A 15502-nucleotide genomic window follows, 5' to 3' on the forward strand; every position below is an offset into this window, starting at 1 on the left:
ACGTATCTGTGACTGAACGCTGCAGTTGGCCACCGTGTTTTCCATGTGGCCACCATGGTGCTCCATCAGCGTTCCGGTGACCGGGGCAGGGAATTGGACGGTTGCTGTCCCAGCCACGTCCCGTCCCGCATGATGACTCTGCCGCGTAGTTCCCGCTCGCCGCGCCAAGCGCGCACGGTTTTTGGCACCACGCGCACATACAGGAAGGGGCTCTCCTCCGTGCGCGGGTCCCACCCGAACTTGTCGGCGAAGGCCTCTGCCGCGCCACCGGGCACCTCCTGGCTGGGGAAGCACTCCGCCTCGCCCTGGAGAAGCACCACATCAAGGGTGTCCGGCAGTGCCAGCCGCACGCGCGGCTCCGTGCGGACGTTCCGCGCAGTCACGGATGTCGCACTGGTGCACATCCATACCGCCCGCCCATCCCACAAGAACCACAGCGGCACCAGATGCGGACCGTGATCAGGGTGAGCTGTCGACACCCAAATATCCCGCTCCGTAACAAGCCGTTCCAGCGTGTCCCGCCTACGCTCCAGCATGTGACGATGAGCCATCTCCGTGGTTTGCATGAGTGCAGACCCTAGCCGTGAAACTTGAAGAGCGGATGGGGCGCGGGACCTACTCCCAGCGGCCGATGAACCCCTGGGCCTGTGCCTCGCGCGGCCAACTTACAGCGCTCAGTCACACGTATTAGGCGGTCCGCCGGACTGCGGTCCGGCGGCGGCCCGCTCCCGATTCCGCACTACGAATACGAGGCCGAAGATGACCAGGATGTGGCTACCCGGCGGCAGTACCCGCCGACCGCTCGCCCCTCGCGTCGCTGTGCCCCGCGAGTCGGCCGCCCCCTCCCGCGTCGGTCAGCGCGTGGTGTGCCGCCGCGCCAAGGGCATGGACACCGACGACATCGCGACGACCCTCTGCCCGCGGATTTGTGTCAGTGGGGGATGGTTATATTCACGAATCCCAACAGCAGATGCAAGAGGTCGCGCAGATGGGTGCCGGGGGTGGGCTGGTGGGCAGATGGGGCAGGCACAGGTTCCGTGATCACGGAGTTGCCACGTTCTGTGATCACCGGGGAGACCTGTCGGCCGCTCATGACTATCCGTGCTGCTGCGACGGCGAGTAGTTGGTGCAGACCAGAATCTTCTCGAGGTCGGTCTCCACGTATACCTTTGCCGTCCAGTTGTCGCGCAGCCACGAGGCGGACAGCGCCCATGGCCGCCCCGCCGCATACGCCTCGTCCGGCAGGGACACCACCCACAGCCCGGCCTTGTAGCCGGTGGTCACGATGAGACCCATCCGATCGCCGACACCCGGTGGCAGCTCCGCGAGCATGAACTCGACAGTCTCCTCGTACGGCCACCGGGCCGGGAGTTGGAAGACGGATCCGCGTGCAATCTCCTCCGGATGTTCACTGAGCAGGATCCACTTCATGGCCAGGATGCTATCGAGACTGTCCCAACCTGGTTTCTGCAGTGCCTCATCCGGGCCCCGTTCGGCGGCGCGGACCGTGTGTTGCGCCCCATCGCGATCCGGAACGAGAGGATCGGGATTGTGCGGATATAGCGGGACACCTTCGTCAGGCTGCCGGGAGGCCGAGCTCGGCTACCTGTTCCTGCCGGAGGCGTGAGGACGCGGATACGCCGCCGAGGCGTGCGCCGCGCCACTCGACTGGTTCGCCGGTGCACTTCCCGGCGAACCAGTGGTACTCGCCACCCAGACCGCCAACGTTCGCTCGATGCGCCTCGCGGCGAAGCTGGGGTTCATCGATGCGGGGCAACCGCCCCGCGACCGAGGAGATTCCGTGCCGTGAACCCGAGCAGCCTGCGCGCGGCCGAGGTGTCGACCGGCGCCGTGCGACCCGGCAGCGGGCGCCGCAGCACGGTGCTGGGGTGGTAGCGGCGCAGCAGTTCCTCCGTCGGGTACGGCACGATGATTTCGGGGGCGCAGAGGTGTACCGTGTGCGCCGCACGGCCGGGTACGTCCAAGGCCAGCAACGCGGCCCTCGCCGCGTCATGGACCTCGAGGTACGTCCACAAATCCCTTGCCCCCGCGGCCGGGTCGGCCGTGAGCCGGGCGGCGTGCGCGTGCAGCCGTTCCTCGAATCCGCCCACGTACGGATAGCGCAGGCACACCACGCTCATCCCGTGCCGCCGCGCCATCATCTGCGCTGTCAGCTCGTCGACCTGTTTGGACAGGCCGTAGGGGTCGGCCACCTGGGAGGCCATCGCCTCATCGACCGGTGCGTACGGTGGATGCGGATCCTCGGCGTCCGTCCAGGGCAGGCCCGTGACACCCCAGGAGCTCGCCACCGCCGCATGCCGGATCCCGGCCCGGCCGGCCTCCTCCAGGACGGTGAAGGTCGAGAGGCTGTTGCCCGCGAAGACCTCGAATGCGGTGTTGCGCGCGGGAGTCGGGATCGCCGCCAGGTGGATGACCGCGTCGGCGCCCTCCAGAGCCGCCCGCACGGTCTTCGCATCGGCGGCGTCACCGGTCACGACCAGGCGTGCCGCGAGATCACCGGGATCATCGAGGACCAAGGCGTTCGCCTCGATCCCGCGCTCGGCCAGCAGCGTGAGGACCGCCCGCCCGATCCGCCCGGCGGCCCCGGTGACCATCGCTCTTCCGACCATCCAGTCACTCTCCTGCTCGTGCTTCTACTCGTAGGCGCGCACGGCGACGACGTGCGCCGACGCCGCCCCGTTGGTGGCTTCGACGACGACCCGGATCGCCGATGTGGTGACCGGCTCCGCCGGCGTGTGCATCTCGCGTCGCCGCCGATTCTGCGCCGCACGGGCGATGACGCGCCAGGTGCCGTCAGTATCCAGTGCCTCGACGCGGTAGTCGCGAAGGAGGGTGGGCAGGGTGTCGAAGGGCGTGCGGTGGTGGTGCAGGTTGATCAGGTCCTCGTTGACGTCGTCGTCGGCGATGACCTCGATCCGGCCCAGAGCGACCGGTTCGGGCCAGGCCAACTGGAGCCAGGGGGAAGGGGCGTTTGCCAGTGGCGCGGAGACCCACATGTGCGGTCCCGCGTACGGGCGGGCGTAGCCGTCGGTGGCCTTGGCGGGGGAATAGGCCGCGGTCTCTCCCGTACGGAAGCAGAAGGTGCGGCGCAGCAGACCCGTGTCCGTCCACTCGCGCAGCGGCTGCGGCGATTCGTCCGACGGGCGTAGCGGAACCCGCGTGAAGCACAGGACGCCGGGGGTCGGGCGGTCGGAGCGGTGCAGGGCGAGGGCGTCGTTGGCGCGGACGACCAGGAAGGCGTTGCGCGGAGATTCGGGAGACCAGTCCAGGCCCGTTTTGAGCCATTGCCGGGCGCCGGCGGCGACGGGCAGGGTGATAGAGGTGACGAGGCGGCGCGGGACGTAGTTCTGGCCGAGTTCGGGGTCGTACAGATCGATCACGATCTCGGTGTCGCGATCGGCGTCGACGAGCAGCTCCACCCCGGAGAGGTCCGGGTCCGCGGGGAGGACGAGTCCGGCGTCCGCCGCGAGCGGCCATAGCGCGTCGGAGTCCTCGACTGCCAGGCTGCTCAAGGTGGACGATGCCGTGGCCGTCGCCCGCAGGGCCAGGTCCTCCGGGTCCGTCGAGGCGAGGCCGATGAGCGAGGCGTCCTGGCACAGCAGCGCCCGGTGCAGCTCGGGTACGGGGAGTTCGCGCGGGGTGACATCCCCGGCGGCGCAGAGCGCCGCCGCCGTGCCGGCCGCCTGGCCGATCGTGGCGCAGGTCGCCATGACGCGGGTCGAGCCGAAGGCGACATGGCTGGCGGAGATGTTGCGCCCGGCGAAGAGCAGGTTCTCGGTGTTCACCGAGTAGAGGCTGCGGTACGGAATGTGGTAGATGCCGTCCGCGTAGAGCTGTCTGGCACCTGCCTCGGTGGCGTACATGCCCTGCGGCGGATGCAGGTCGATCGACCAGCCGCCGAAAGCGACCCGGTCGGCGAACTCGGTCTGGCCGAGGATGTCGCCCTGGTGCAGGACGTAGTCGCCGAGGAAGCGCCGGTACTCCCGTTTGCCGGGGACCGATCCCACCCACTCCAGGGTCATGTTCGCCGCGTCGAACTCGCCGGAGTTCTTGATGTGGTCCCAGACGCCGTGGATCACCGACCACAGCTCGTCGCGGATGCGTTCGTTGTCGTGGACGGTGTCGAGCTCGCCGCCGAACTCGATCCACCAGTACGCGCAGCCGTTGTCGCCCGCCTTGATGATGCGGCGCTGCGGGATGGAGGTCCGGGTGATGTCCTTGGCGAAGTTCGGGGGCACGAACTTGACCGGGTGACCGGCATCCTTCGTGTAGAAGAGGAGAGTGGAGCCCAGGGTGATGTCGTCGGCCGTCTCGGGAGCCCATGGCTCGTCGTACTCGGTGCGCGATTCCCGGCCGATGCGGTGGTGGGCGCCCGCCAGGTGGCCGATCAGGCCGTCTCCTGTGCAGTCGAGGAAGAGGGAGCTCTCGAAACGTATCCGCCGCTCCGAGCCCATCATCCAGCCGGTGACCGAGGTGATCCGCCGGGCCTCGTCCGGGCCTTCGGCGTCGACCTCGCGCACGTCGGTGTTGAGGTAGAGCGTGATGCCGGGTTCGGCGCGTACGGCGTCCAGAACCACGGCGTCCCAGTAGTAGGGGTTCCCGTCCGGGTTGCGGAACTGGTTCTCCACGAGCAACTCGCCCATGATGCCGCCCTCACGGGCATGGTGATTCTTGCCGTGGCCGGTCGCGCCGCACACCCAGACCCGGACCTCGCTGCTCGCGTTGCCGCCGAGCACCGGCCTGTTGTTGATCAGCGCGACGCTCCGGCCGAGCCGGGCCGCGGCGATTGCCGCGCAGACCCCGGCCAGGCCGCCGCCGACGACGGTGATGTCGTGCCGTGCGGTTTCATTCCTCATGTCGTACGTCACTTACTTCCAGTCGGGATTGGCGGCGAGACCGTAGTAGATGCGCGGGGCGCCGTCGAGGGTGAGGGCGACCTTGCCGCCGGAGGCTTTCAGAGAGCGTTCCTGGCCGATGCAGTTCAGCTCCCGCACCGTGCCGTCGGCCGTCCCCGAGTGGGCGACGACCGCGGTCCTGGTCGTCCAGGTGTCGATCCAGGGCTCCGGCGATGCGTACCAAGGATCCTCGCCGTGCTCGGAGTTGAGGATGTACCCGTCCTTGCGGCTCCAGATGATCGACACCGGTCCGCCAGGAGTGGTGAAGAGGAGCCCCTTGATGTCCTGGTCCGCGAAGGCGAGATGCCGGACGAACTCGGCCTCGTCCAGGACTCGGGCGGCGGTCGCGAAGGCGAGGAGCGAGGGCTTGGCGCTGGTGTCGCGGTTCATCAGGCCGTAGTGGTATTCGGGGTTGGCCGGGTCGGCCTCCTGCGGGTGGTAGAGCACCGAGTCGTGCAGCTGGTACCAGTTGACGGCGCGCACCTTCTCGGACTTGGCGAGAGCGAGGGTGAGCAGCGTGTTCTCGGCGGCGTGCCGGTAGGTGTCGCTCCACCACGCGTTGGGCCGGGTCGGTGCGTACGCCTCGGTGAGCCACAGCTCCTTGTCGCCGCCGTACTCCTGAAGGACCTGGTTCGCCTTGCGCAGTGCGCCGAGGAAGTTCCAGTACGAGCCGGACGGCCCCTGCGTCCACTCCTCGGGCGGCGGCGCGAAGTCGGGGGTGAAGTTGCCGCGGCCGGGGTGGAAGGCGAAGGCGTCGATGAGGTCCCAGCCGCCCGCGTCATGGAAGTTCTTGGTCCATATGTAGTCCATGCCGCCGAGGCCGGCGTTCATGACCTTCATCCGCGAGCCCGCCGCGTCGAGGCGCGTGGTGACCTGGCGCAGACCGTCCCGGACGTAGGCGTCGGCGCCGCGGCCCGACATCCAGGGCTGGTTGACCTCGTTGCTCACCTCGAAGTACGCGGCCTCGGCGTCCAGGGCCTTGGCGACATTCGTGTCGGCCCAGGCCGCGATCTGCTCCGCGCTGCCGCCCACGGGGATGCCGCTCAGCTCCACGTTGTGCCCGATGCCGTTCGCGTCCAGGGTCTCGGTGTCGATGCCCGGGGCGCCTGCGTAGGCGATGCGGATCCACTTGATGCCGAGCGTCCTGACCAGCCCGAGTACTGCCTCCTTGCCGGGCTTGAGCAGCCAGGGGTAGTTGGCGAGGCCGAACATCGACTCCTTGCCCGCCTTGTACGCGAACTCCGGGAGCACGCTCAGATTCGTGCGGGCCAGCGCCTTGTCACTGCCGCTGACCGCCTCCACCTCGGTGAACACGATGTTCTGCGACGGCGAGGTCAGGGGAAAGGAGGCATTCCAGGCGGCGCCCGCCGCGAGGCTCCTGCAGAGCGTTCCACCGGCGATCTTCTTGCCACCGAAGTCCCGCGCCCACCACTTCAGGGTCACCTTCCTGGCCGTGGCGGAGCCGTTGACGACCTGCGCCTTGAGCGTCATCGTCTGCCCGGCCGCCTTGTAGAGGTTGAACGGCTGGTCGGTCCACACCTCCACGCCGAGGGGCCTCTTGGCGGCGAGCGCTCCTGCCCCGCGCGGCCGCAGATCGCCGAGGACCAGATCGGCCTCGGTGACCGCGGTGCTCGCGCCGGTCGACGTACCGGGGGAATGGACCCACGTGGCGTTCGTGTTCGCGGGGTTGGTCGACGAGAGGCAGAAGAAGCCCTTCGATCCCGCCCACGTCTCCACGTACGCGCCGCCCGCGTTCACCTCGTACGGAATGCCGCCTCGGGCGTCCCGCTCCCAGACGGTCAGTGCTTCGTACGACTCCGCCGCGCTCGCTTCGTAGACCGTGCGGGAGAACATGAAGCCGGCCGGTGTGAGCGTGCTGGAGCCGCCGACCTCCCACTTCATGTGTGCCTTGCGAGGGGTGACGTCGAAGGTGCCGCGCACTGTGACTCCGGCCGTGCCGCTCGCCATCGTGTACGTGACCTGAATCGCGGGCCGCCCGTCGGGGAGCGTGATCCGGGCGGGCGTACCGCCGAAGGTGCGCTGTTGGCCGAGAGCGGTGTCCTTGATCATGAAGTGGCTGAGCAGGATGCGGTCGGCGCCCGCACCGTCCTGCACGAGGACGCTGCCGTCGCTCCGGCCGACCAGGGTGATGCCGTCGGCCTCGATGGTGACCGGGTCCGCGGCGTACGCGGGAACGGTCGGCAGCAGCGCGGCGCCGGAGGCGACGGCCGTGCCCTGGATGAATCTGCGGCGGGCGACTGACATGGAGGTGCCCTTCTCTTGTTCGGGGTGTTCCGGATGCTGCGCATGTTCCGAAGCGGAACGTGCGGTGGGGGAGCCGGGGCTCGGCCGTCGGCTCCGGTGGGACTCAGCCCTTGACTCCGGTGAAGCCGAGCCCGGCGACGATGTACTTCTGGCAGACGACGAAGACGAGCACCGGCGGGGCGACGGCGAGCACCATCGCGGCGATCAGCTGGTCCTGCGGAGCCTGCGTGGCGAGCTGGGCGAGAGCGACGCTGATCGGCTGCTTCTCGGGGTCGGTGATGGCCACCAGCGGCCAGATGAAGTCCTTCCAGGAGTGCATCACCGCGAGCAGACTGATCACGGCGAGCACCGGCCTGCTCATGGGCAGCACGATCTTGGTGAGGAGTTGCCAGGTGCTCGCCCCGTCGACCCGCGCCGCGTCGAACAGCTCCTTCGGCAGGGCGTCGAAGAACTGCTTGGCGAGTAGCACCGTGAAGGCGTTCGTGCCGGCCGGCAGCCAGATCGCCCAGTAGGTGTCGCCCAGGTTGAGGTGCAGGAACGGCACATCGATCACGGTCATGAAGAGGCTGACCATGTTCACCGTGTACGGCACGAACATCGTGGCGAGGATCGCCCCGTAGACGACCTTGCCGAACTTCGGCCTGAGTACCGAGAGGGCGAAGCCCGCCGTGGCCGAGACGAAGAGCTGCACGAACCACGATCCGCCGACCACCAGGAAGGTGTTCATCAGATAGCGGCCGACACTCAGGTCGGTGTACGCCGCCGAGAAGTTGCCCAGGGCCGGCCGGTCCGGCCAGAGGGCCAGGGGCTGAGTGGTGAGCTCGGTGGGCGGTGAGACCGCGCCCTTGATCATCCAGTACAGCGGTCCGATGCCGATGAGCAGCAGCAGGATCAGGGTGAACACCTGGATGGAGCGCACTGCGGCGCGCACACCGGGGCGCTGGCGGTCGCTGGTGGAGACGAAGGTGGTGAGCGTGGTCATGACGTGCTCCAGCTGCGGGTGGCCCGCAGATACACCGCGGAGAGCAGGGCGAGGGTGAGCACCATCAGGAAGGAGAGCGCGGCGGCCTGGCCGTACTCGCCGTCCTGGAAGGCGTACCGGAAGATCAGCAGCAGGACCGTGAGGGTGGAGTTCTCGGGTCCGCCGCCGGTGAAGATGTACGGCTCGGTGAAGACCTGCACCGTGTTGATCAGCTGGACGAGCAGCAACAGTCCGATGACGGACCGCAGCTGGGGCAGCATCACATGCCAGATCCGCCGCCAGATCCCGGCGCCGTCCACCTCGGCGGCCTCGTAGAGTTCGCCGGGGATGCCGACCATCGCCGCGAGGTAGATCAGGACGGCACCGCCCATTCCCGCCCAGGTGGCCTCCAGGACCAGCGAGAGCATGGCGCTGCCGGAGGACTCCAGCCACGAGTACGGGCCGAGCCCGACCTTGCCGAGGACGTTGTTGAAGAGCCCGCTCCCGGGATCGTAGAACCACTTCCAGAGCAGGATCGCCACCACCGGCGGGATGACCACCGGCAGATACACCAGGAAGCGGTAGACGCCAGCGCCGCGCCGCACCGTCGACATGATCGCGGCCAGGATCAGCGGCGCCGGGAAGCCGATCAGCAGGCCGAGGCCCACGAAGAACAGCGTGTTCCCGACGGCGGTGCCGAGCAGCGGATCGTCGAACAGTGTACGGAAGTTGTCCAGGCCGACCCAGACCGCGGGCTCGACCAGGTTGGTCTTCTGGAAGCTGATCAGCAGGCTGCGTACGATCGGCCACCAGGCGAAGAGCCCGAAGACCAGCAGCGCGGGAACGAGGAACAGCCAGGCCGTGAGCTGTTTGCGGGCGCCGGTGCCACGCCGCCGCTGCGGCAGGGTCGGCGGCACAGGCTCCTTGGACACAGCGGCCGGGCGCCGGGACGGAGTGAGCAGGGCCATGGGCCGGCTACTTCTGGTCCGCGGCGAGCTTGGCATTGACGTCCTTCTCGGCCGAGGCCAGCAGGGAGTCGATGTCGGCGTCGCGCTTGGTGAGCACAGCCTGGACCACCGGGTCGAGCACGGTGTACAGCTTCTGCGCCTGGTACGGCGGCTCCGGCTTCAGCTTCAGCGTGGAGAGGCCGTCGATGTACGGCTTGAAGTTCTGCAGCTTCACATTGACGTACGGCTTGACCGCGGCGTCGATCTCGGTCTGCCGTTTCTTGTCGAAGACCGGCAGCGTCGGCACGCCCACCGCGGACTTCGGGTCGGCAGAGAGCGCCTTGGCCTGCTCGGCGGCGATGTCGGTGCTGTACTGCGGCTTGGCGTAGGCGAAGGTCAGCCACTCGACGGCGGCTGCCGCATGCTTCTTGTCGGCGGACTTCGGGACCATGTAGATGTCGCCGCCGGTGAGTGTCGCGTCGCCGCCGGACTGCGGCATCGGGGCCACTCCGAAGGCGTCGGTGTTCTCCATGCCGAACTGCATCTTCGCCAGTCGGTACGTCCCCGGGCTGCCCATGAACATGCCGACCTGCCCGGCCGCGAACTGCTTGATCACGTCGTTCTGATTGTTGAGGAGGGTTTTGCCGAGCGAATCGTCCTTCCAGCGCATGTCCTTGAGCAGCCGCAACCCCTTCTTCGTCGGCTCCCCGGTGAGCGTGGCGGTGTACGTGCCACCCTGCTCCTTCTCCAGCTCGCCACCGAAGGCGTACGACAGCATCGTCAGCTGCCAGCCGCCCTGGTTGTCCTTGGACTCGTGGACGAAGCCCGCCTTGCCGGTACTGTCGCTGATCCTCTTGGCGGCGGTACGGACTTCCGCCCAGGTGGTCGGCGGTCTGTCGGGGTCGAGGCCGGCCTTCTCGAAGAGTTCGCGGTTGTAGACCAGGCCCTGGGCGTACGGATTCTGCGGTACGCCGTACACGTCGCCGGCGCTGTCGGTGAGCGGCTGGAGGACCTGAGGGTTGAACTCCTTGAAGTGCTTCCACTCCTTGAGCTGCCCGGTGATCGGCTGTACCTGCTTCTGCTGGATGAGCCGCTGCGGCTCGGTCAGCGGCACCTTGATGACATCCTCGACATTGCCGCCGGACAGCTTCGCGGAGAACGTCAGCGGGTCGAAGACCGTGGTCGACCCCTTGACCTTGATGCCCGGGTTGGCCTTCTCGAAGTCGGCCACCTGCTTCTTGAACAGGGCGACCCCCGGCTTGTCGGTGGCCGGCGGCATGCCCTGCACCCGCAGCACGAGATCGCCGTCCCCGCCGGCGCTGCTCGGGGTGAGGGAGGAACAGCCCGCGAGGGTCGCGGTCAGCGCTATGCAGCCAAGTATGGCCGCACAGCGGGAATTTCTGGGCATAACGGCTCCAAGAAGGGCAGGAGTGGGCTCGGTGCGGTGTAGTGCGGTGCTTTGCTCGTTGTGGTGGTGTGCGCCGTGGATCAGTGGGCGGGTGCGGGGCCCGTCGAGGCGCGGGGGATCAGGCGGGAGCCGATCTCCACGAAGGGGGAAGTGACGTCAAGTCCTTGTCCAGTACGTCCTGTTGTGCTCGCGATCGTCTCGATCAGGAGGTCCCCCGCCCGCGTGGCGATCTCTTCGGGGTCGATCCTGATCGTGGTGAGACTGGGGGTGGAGACGGAGGCGAGCAGTGTGTCGTCGATGCCGATGACGCTGACGTCGCGCGGCACGCTTACGCCGAGGTTGGCCATCTGGTGCAGCACGCCGAGGGCGACCAGGTCGTTGTGGGCGATCACGGCCGTCGCATCGTGGGCAGCGACGAGGGTGGCGGCGTGCACGCCCGTCTCGAACCGCGGCTCGTACGGGCCGAGCTCGGACAGGGAGAGGTCGAGCGCTTCGAAGGACTCCTGGATGGACTTTCCGCGGCTCAGCTCGGCGCGGGATGCGTTGATGAAGACGCAGCGCCGATGACCGTACGCCTTCAACTGCTCGGCGGCCTGCGCGATGCCGGCGGACAGTGAGATCCGGACCTCGGGGATGCCCGGCACGTGACGGTTCACCACCACCAGAGGCATCCGGCCCGCGAGTTCATGGAGCCGGTCCTCGGTGAGGGTGGAGGCCCACAGGATCAGGCCGTCGACCCGCTTCGACACGGCCGCGATGGCGGCCAGTTCGTCCGCCTCGCGCTCGTCGCTGTCGGCGACCAGGACCGTGTAGCCCAGGTGCCGGGCGCGGGCCTGCATCGCCTTGATGATCGGCGGGAAGAACGGGTTGGCGATGTCCGGGACGATCAGGCCGAGCGTTCCGGTGCCGCTGCCGCGCAGTGAACGGGCCGCCGGGTTGGGGGAGTAGCCGAGCTTGGCCGCGGCGTCGAGGATGCGCTGCCGCGTCGTCGGCTGCACCTGGTCGGGTGCGGTGAACGCACGGGACACCGTCGACACCGAGACACCCGCGGCGCTCGCCACCTCCCGGATCGTGACTGCCACGGACGGCCTCCTCGTCGTCTTGAGCCGGGGGACCCCGGTCGTCTCGCATCTGGATCCTGCGAATGCGGTTGATGTTTGCGAACGTTCCCATGACGTGTCAAGACGTGTGTCAGGACTATTTCATCGAGAAAAACCTTCTGGGTGCATGGGTCTTGTGCTTCGACTCGACTGCTGTTGATGATGTGTTCTCAAGAACGGCACTGAAGTTGCGGGAACGTTTTCATAGAGGAGTGGAATGAAGATCACCGGCCTGGAAGTGCTGACTCTCCCCGACCACGGCGACAGCATGATGCTGGTCGTGGTCGACACCGACGAGGGCATCCACGGACTGGGCGAGGTCGGCATCAGGTCGCGCCAACGGGCGGTCGCGGGGGGGCTCGGGCACCTGGCGGAGCTGATCGTCGGCGAGGACCCGCGACGGATCGAGCACCTCTGGCAGGTGATGTTCCGGCGCGGGTTCTTTCCCGCCGACCGCATACTCGGCGCTGCCATCGCAGCGGTGGACGTGGCCCTTTGGGACATCCGCGGCAAGGCGCTCGGCGTACCGGTGCATGAGCTCCTCGGCGGCCGGGTGCGTGATCACGTACCCGCCTATGTGCATGTCGGCGACGGCTACCACGACCGCGCGTGGTTCCTGGACCGCTGCCGCGACCTGGTCGCCGAGGGCTGGCGTCATCTCCGGTTCGCCTCGCCGCACGACGCCGACGGCACGCTTGACGCCCGCCGCTGCCTGCGCGACTCGGTGGACCTCTTCCACCAGGTGCGGGACGCGGTCGGTGACGAGGTGGAGCTGATCCTCGACGTCCATACGCGCCTGGATCCGCCGGAGGCGCTGACCCTGTGCCGGGAGATCGAGGCGGCCCGCCCGTACTTCGTCGAGGACCCACTGCGCTGTGAGAACCCGGACAGCTACCGCATGCTGCGGGCCCGCACCGGCGTACCACTGGCCGCAGGTGAGCAGTACGGCTCCAAATGGGAGTTCAGGACACTCATCGAGGACGACCTCATCGACTACGCGCGCGTGGATGTCGGGGTGGCCGCGGGCCTGACCGAGGCGAAGAAGATCGCGGCGATGGCGGAGACCCACCACATCAAGCTCGCCACCCACAACCCGCTCGGCCCGGTCACCGCCGCGTCCTCGCTCCAACTCAACCTGGCCTGCCCCAATGTGGCGATCCAGGAGCACCAGACCGACCTGGATCCGGCCATCGCCGCCCTCTTCACCGCGCGGCCGACGATCCTGCCGGGGCGGGTGGAGCTGAGTGAACTGCCGGGCATCGGCGTCGACATCGACCGGGAGGGGGCGCGGCGTTATCAGGCCGCGGCGGCCGAGCGCCCGCACTTGCGCACGGCGGACGGGGCGTTCACGAACTGGTAGTCGCGCAGGGCCGGAACGTACAGGCGTTTGGCGTGGCCACCGGCGCGGGGCCGGCCCTGACTCCTTCGCCCCGCTGTATCAGCCGCCGGTGTCCCTGTCGGAACACCGGGGTGGGGACGGCGCTGCCTCGTCTGCGACGTAGTTGTTCCGGTCGTCCTGCCCGGCACCGCCGGACGGGGCAACAAGCAGCCGATACCGGCCTGCCCGAAGTCCTTCGGCGTCTTCATCGGCGGGCGCAGCCGTACGCCGAGCCGGATGTTACATGTGCATGTCATTGACTGGAAAGTTGCACGCCATGACAACGGGACATTCGCATCACCGTCCCGGCGGGCCCATGGCCCGCATCCACACACTGAGCATGATCTCCGACTCCAGAAAGTGAGGCGAGTTCCGTCGTGTTGTTCAGAGGAGCCGCGAGGCCGGTCGAACTGGGCCTTGTCGGCATAGCGTTCATGGGCGTGCTGGTAGGCGCGTCGGCGACGCCGGCCGGCAGCCAGGAACGCGTGAAGCTGCAGGTGACGGCCGTGTCGTCGCGGCCCGGCACGGTGTCGGGAGACGACGCCCTGATACGTGTCGAGGTGCCCGCCTCCATAGCGGTCGACAAAGTCCGGGTCGAGGTGGAGGGCCGGGACGTGACCCCGAGCTTCCGGCCCTCCGGTGACAATGCGCTGATGGGCGTGGTGAAGGAGCTGTCCAAGGGCGACAACAGGCTCACGGCCAGGGCCCAGGGCGCGGACTCCGGACAACTGACTCTGAAGAACCACCCCATCACGGGGCCGGTGTTCGCCGGGCCGCACGAGCAGCCGTTCGTCTGTGACACCGCCGAGTTCAAGACGGTCACCGGCGACACTCTCGGGCAGCCGATCGACAAGGACTGCTCGGTCAAGACCCGCGTCGATTACATGTATCGCACCACGGCCGGCAAGTTCGTTCCGTTGCCCGACGAGAACGTCCGTCCCGCCGACCTGGCGACCGTCACGACGAGCGCGGGCAAGAAGGTGCCGTACATCGTCCGCGTGGAGACCGGCACCATCAACCGCGGCATCTACGAGACGGCCGTGCTGCACGACCCGAACGCCGGTACCCCCGACCCGCTGCAGCGTGGGCCGGGCTGGAACGGGCGCCTCGTGTACGGCTTCGGCGGGGGCTGCAACGGTGGCTGGTACGTCCAGGGCCGCAACACCGTCGGCATCATGAACGACACGTATCTGAGCAAGGGCTACGGCGTCGCATCGTCCACGCTGAACGTCTTCGGAAACAACTGCAACGACCTGCTGGCCGCCGAGACCATGAGCATGGTCAAGGAACGCTTCGTGGAGACGTACGGCGACCCGGCCTTCACCATCGGAAACGGCTGCTCCGGCGGCTCGTACCAGACCCACCAGATCGCCGACAACTACCCGGGTCTGCTGGACGGCATCCTCTCCGGCTGCAGCTTCCCCGACGTCGGCTTCGGGACGATTCAGACGCTCAGCGACGCCCAGCTCCTGAACCACTACTTCAAGGACGTCGCGCCGGACGCATTCACCCAGGAGCAGCAGAGGGCGGTCTCCGGGTTCGGGAAGTGGGAGAGCATCGGCAGCCTGGCCAGGGCCGCCGGCCGTATCGACCCCACGATGTTCTGTCCGCCCCAGTTGCCCGAGGGACAGCGCTACGACCCCGTCACCAACCCGGACGGTGCCCGCTGTGACGTCTACAGCCACACCGTGAACGTCTACGGCGAGGTACCGGAGACCGGGAAGGCGCGCAGGCCGCTCGACAACACCGGTATCCAGTACGGACTCGATGCCCTGAACAAGGGGACCATCGACATGGGCCAGTTCATCGACCTGAACCGGCGCATCGGCGGCCTCGACGACGACGCCAAGCCCGCCGCGGAGCGCACCGTCGCCGATCTCAAGGCGGTACGGCTCGCCTACCGCACGGGCCGCATGCTGAACGGCGGCGGCGGCCTCGCCGACGTTCCGATCATCGACTACCGCGACTACACGGACGACGCGGCGACCGGCGACATGCACATGCGCTTCCACTCCTTCTCCACCCGGGCGCGCTTGGACAAGGCCAACGGCACCCACGCCAACCAGGTCATGCTCACCCGCTCCAACGGGCACGGATTCACTCTCGCCGGGATGCTGTCCGACATGGACCAGTGGCTCACCGGCATCAAGGGAGACTCCAGCAAGGATGCCCCCATCGACAAGATCGTCCGCCACCAGCCGCAGGGTCTGACGGACGCCTGCTGGACCCGTGGCATCGGTGCGAAGAAGATCGCGGAGCCCCAGGTCGAGGGCATCGACAACACCGAGTGCAACACCCTCTACCCGGTGTGGACATCGCCGCGGATGGTCGCCGGAGCCGATGTGGCCAACGACATCGTCAAGTGCCGCAAGCGTCCCGTGGTCCGCTCCGACTACCGAGTGCCGGTGACCGATGGCCAGTTCGAGGATCTGAAGGCGATCTTCCGGGACGGTGTCTGCGACTGGTCCAAGCCTGGGGCGGGTCAGCAGGGCCTCGCCGGTACCTGGCTCTCCTTCGACCGGTGACA

General features: G+C 67.9%; 11 protein-coding genes and 1 pseudogene. 3 read left to right on the forward strand and 9 right to left on the reverse strand.

What is annotated here, in order from left to right; genetic code table 11:
* Positions 1–65 precede the first annotated feature (65 nt).
* Positions 66–566 carry a pyridoxamine 5'-phosphate oxidase family protein gene (locus ACFV8T_RS26370; RefSeq protein WP_385331889.1) on the reverse strand — a complete coding sequence of 167 codons (501 nt, stop codon included), beginning with the start codon at positions 564–566 and terminating at the stop codon, positions 66–68.
* Positions 567–1095: 529 nt separating this feature from the next.
* Positions 1096–1431 (reverse strand): Imm45 family immunity protein, encoded by a 336-nt coding sequence (gene imm45 / locus ACFV8T_RS26375; RefSeq protein ID WP_385331892.1) that lies wholly within the window; start codon positions 1429–1431, stop codon positions 1096–1098.
* Positions 1432–1559: 128 nt separating this feature from the next.
* Here imm45 and ACFV8T_RS26380 point away from each other — a divergent pair.
* Positions 1560–1810: pseudogene (locus tag ACFV8T_RS26380) on the forward strand (GNAT family N-acetyltransferase); the annotation flags it as partial.
* On the opposite strand, the gene ACFV8T_RS26385 reads toward ACFV8T_RS26380, so the two are convergent.
* The 7 genes from ACFV8T_RS26385 to ACFV8T_RS26415 form a co-directional block, all read right to left on the reverse strand.
* Positions 1761–2630: an NAD-dependent epimerase/dehydratase family protein gene (locus ACFV8T_RS26385; protein WP_385331895.1), complete on the reverse strand. Its 870-nt coding sequence runs from the start codon at positions 2628–2630 to the stop codon at positions 1761–1763. The pseudogene ACFV8T_RS26380 and the gene ACFV8T_RS26385 sit on opposite strands and share 50 nt — an antisense overlap.
* A 24-nt stretch (positions 2631–2654) precedes the next feature.
* A complete protein-coding gene (locus tag ACFV8T_RS26390; RefSeq protein WP_385331898.1) occupies positions 2655–4877 on the reverse strand; it encodes an FAD-dependent oxidoreductase in 2223 nt (740 codons plus the stop codon).
* Between the two features lie 12 nt (positions 4878–4889).
* Positions 4890–7181, reverse strand: coding sequence for a hypothetical protein (locus ACFV8T_RS26395; RefSeq protein WP_385331901.1), 2292 nt, complete (start codon positions 7179–7181; stop codon positions 4890–4892).
* A gap of 103 nt (positions 7182–7284) precedes the next feature.
* Complete coding sequence (locus tag ACFV8T_RS26400; RefSeq protein ID WP_385331904.1) at positions 7285–8163, reverse strand: carbohydrate ABC transporter permease; 879 nt, start codon at positions 8161–8163, stop codon at positions 7285–7287.
* Positions 8160–9110 (reverse strand): carbohydrate ABC transporter permease, encoded by a 951-nt coding sequence (locus tag ACFV8T_RS26405; RefSeq protein WP_385331907.1) that lies wholly within the window; start codon positions 9108–9110, stop codon positions 8160–8162. The genes ACFV8T_RS26400 and ACFV8T_RS26405 overlap by 4 nt, the downstream gene beginning before the upstream one ends.
* A 7-nt stretch (positions 9111–9117) precedes the next feature.
* Positions 9118–10497 (reverse strand): ABC transporter substrate-binding protein, encoded by a 1380-nt coding sequence (locus ACFV8T_RS26410; protein ID WP_385331910.1) that lies wholly within the window; start codon positions 10495–10497, stop codon positions 9118–9120.
* Between the two features lie 80 nt (positions 10498–10577).
* Entirely contained in the window at positions 10578–11579 is a 1002-nt protein-coding gene (locus ACFV8T_RS26415) for a LacI family DNA-binding transcriptional regulator (RefSeq protein ID WP_385331913.1), read from the reverse strand.
* Between the two features lie 235 nt (positions 11580–11814).
* Between ACFV8T_RS26415 and ACFV8T_RS26420 the strand changes: the two genes are divergently transcribed.
* Together ACFV8T_RS26420 and ACFV8T_RS26425 are read left to right on the forward strand one after the other, a co-directional pair.
* Positions 11815–12957 (forward strand): mandelate racemase/muconate lactonizing enzyme family protein, encoded by a 1143-nt coding sequence (locus ACFV8T_RS26420; RefSeq protein ID WP_385331916.1) that lies wholly within the window; start codon positions 11815–11817, stop codon positions 12955–12957.
* 395 nt (positions 12958–13352) lie between these two features.
* Positions 13353–15500: a DUF6351 family protein gene (locus ACFV8T_RS26425; protein WP_385331919.1), complete on the forward strand. Its 2148-nt coding sequence runs from the start codon at positions 13353–13355 to the stop codon at positions 15498–15500.
* The last annotated feature ends 2 nt before the right edge of the window (positions 15501–15502 follow it).

The sequence above is a fragment of the Streptomyces sp. NPDC059832 genome, from assembly GCF_042731715.1.
Taxonomy (GTDB): domain Bacteria; phylum Actinomycetota; class Actinomycetes; order Streptomycetales; family Streptomycetaceae; genus Streptomyces.